This is a genomic window from Dorea sp. OM07-5 (assembly GCF_003481355.1).
Lineage (GTDB): Bacteria > Bacillota > Clostridia > Lachnospirales > Lachnospiraceae > Dorea_D > Dorea_D hominis.
This window is the reverse complement of the sequence record NZ_QUKZ01000043.1, coordinates 1-2,261: the sequence shown is the minus strand read 5'-3', so window position 1 is coordinate 2,261 and position 2,261 is coordinate 1. Positions and strand designations below refer to the sequence as shown.

Below are 2,261 nucleotides of genomic sequence, written 5' to 3'. Positions count from 1 at the left end.
TGGAAAAGCGTGGATACACATGGAAACTGAACCGGAAATATGTCGCTTTAAAGGCTCTGGGGATGGAACGGTACATCCGGCTACGGTCTCTTGGAAAAAACTATTCCGAAGAGGAGATCCGTGGACAGATCTTACAGCCAAAAGTAAAACGCATCTATCAAAAGCCGGTGCAGATTCATCCAAAGAGGAAACTGACCGGGATACAGGCATTATATTATTCCTATCTATATCAGATGGGAGTACTGCCAAAAAGACCGAGAAGAAGTCCGTATGCCATCAGAGAGGATATCCAGAAACTGGATCAGAGGATTGAACAGATTGAGTTTTTAATGAAGCATGACATTACGACCAGAGAACAGCTTGCCACATACCGTGAGCCGTTACAAAAGCAGATTTCAGAACTGATGAAGGAACGCAGAAAGCTCTATCGGAATGACAGTGAAGACAGTGGAAAAGCACGGCTGTCTGAAATCAATGAGGAATTAAAAAATCTCCGAAAAGAAGTCCGTATGACCGTCCGGATTGAAAAGCATTCATTGGAAATCGAAGAAAGACTTCGAAAGGCAGAAGAACAAAACCAGAATGAGAAACGTGTGGAACACAAAGAAAAAGAGAGTCAGGAGGTGAGATAAGTATGAATTACGGAGCAGAACCGGCTGATCAGGTGGTGCGGTACAGTCTGGAAGGAATGGAATACTCTTTGAAGATTACCGGAAATGTGGCAAAGCATGTGGCAATCTTTATTGCGGCCGCCCTGAAAGATCAGAAAAAGACAAGAGGGAAAACAAGGCTTACCAGAATGTTAAAGGAACAGCGCCCGATGAAATTTTTTACCGTTCCGGGTGACCGCTTAAAAGAATTTGCAAAAGAGGCCAAGGCAAGGGGCATCTTATATGTAGTTATCAAGGATAAGGTGAATCCGGATCAGACAGAGGTCATGGTATTTGCAGATGATGCAGCAAAGATGAACCGGGTATTAGACCGGATGAATCTGGATTTTGTAAAAGCAGAATCAGGCTCTATGGTTACAGAAGCAGTGGAAAAAGAGAATGCACCGGAGAAGGCAGAGAACCAGATGGAAAAAGAAACCGGGGAGAATGTACGGACAGAGACCGTTGTCCTGCCGGAAGGCAAGATAGAATTTGAATTGGATGATGCGGAAGAAATGTTCCAGATCGGGGATGAGGCTTTCCCGGAAGGAAATTTTACACATGCGCAGGAGGGGAAAGCAAAGAATCCGTCCGAACCTTTCTCGCGCAACAGAAATACTTCTTCCGGTCAGGAAACTAGCTGGGAAGAAAAGAATGGAAAACCATCGGTACGGAAAGAACTCGGAGATATCCGCAAGGAACAGGAAGAGAAGCGCAGGAGGCCAGACAGACGGAAAAATGCCAGAGAAAGCCGGAAAAAACGTAAGAACATGAAAACGAAAGGCAGGTAATGAAAATGGATTTAACAAATATGATTTCAAATGGAACAGAAGAAACACAGGTTCCTGAACAGAAATTGACCAAGGAAGAATATGCAGCCAAGAAGCAGCAGGAAAGAGAAGAGGTATGGGCTGAAGTAGATTCACAGGCACAGGGAGTTTTTCAGGATGGAGAAAAGCTGAAAGGTTTTCTGGACTTTATGGCAGAGTGTAATACACAGAGAACACCGAATCTGCTTTTGATTTACGGACAGCATCCAGATTTTAAGGTAGTAAGGTCTTATGAACGCTGGAGAGAAGAACACCGTTCAGTAAAAGCAGGGGAGCATGGCATTACTTATATGATTTCCACTGAATACGAAAAAGATGGTGAAATGCGGAGAGGGTATACGATCGGAAAAGGATTTGACATCAGTCAGATGTCTGGAAAGCCATTGGAAGAACGCCCTCAGCGAAGTCTGACAGAACTGATAGGAACTGTCTTAAAAGACCAGTCGGTACGTGTGCAGATTGAGGATGATCTGCCAGACAAAGTGCAGGCCCAGTACAATCCGAGATACCGTACCATTTATATCCGCAACGGAATGAGTGAAGTAACGACATTCCATGCACTGAACAGAGAACTGGCGTGTGCAGCACTGGACCAGCATACCGGAACCTACAGCCGACAGAAAGTCAGTGCACAGGCTTATTGTGCAGCCTATGTGATTGCGAAACGTTATGGTGTGGATGTTACTGGATTCAATCTGGAGTATATTGCACAGAGGAATGAATGCGGAAAGAAAGATCCGCAGGAACTGAGAGACTTTTTAAATGATGTCCGTCAGGCTTC

Annotated in this window: 2 protein-coding genes and 1 pseudogene; all 3 read left to right on the top strand. The window is 44.7% G+C overall.

Translation table 11 applies throughout. The annotated features are described in order from the left end of the window. Positions 1-632: pseudogene (locus DXC04_RS15300) on the top strand (relaxase/mobilization nuclease domain-containing protein); the annotation flags it as partial. Positions 633-634: 2 nt separating this feature from the next. Next, positions 635-1,441, top strand: coding sequence for a PcfB family protein (locus DXC04_RS15295; RefSeq protein WP_118661328.1), 807 nt, complete (start codon positions 635-637; stop codon positions 1,439-1,441). A gap of 5 nt (positions 1,442-1,446) precedes the next feature. Further along, on the top strand, positions 1,447-2,261 hold an 815-nt coding region (locus tag DXC04_RS15290), incomplete at its 3' end, for an ArdC family protein (protein WP_243112185.1).

What these genes read in the sequence shown, in the direction of transcription:
- DXC04_RS15295 (WP_118661328.1), top strand. Translation starts at nt 635, where the DNA reads ATGAATTACGGAGCAGAACCGGCTGATCAGGTGGTGCGGTACAGTCTG.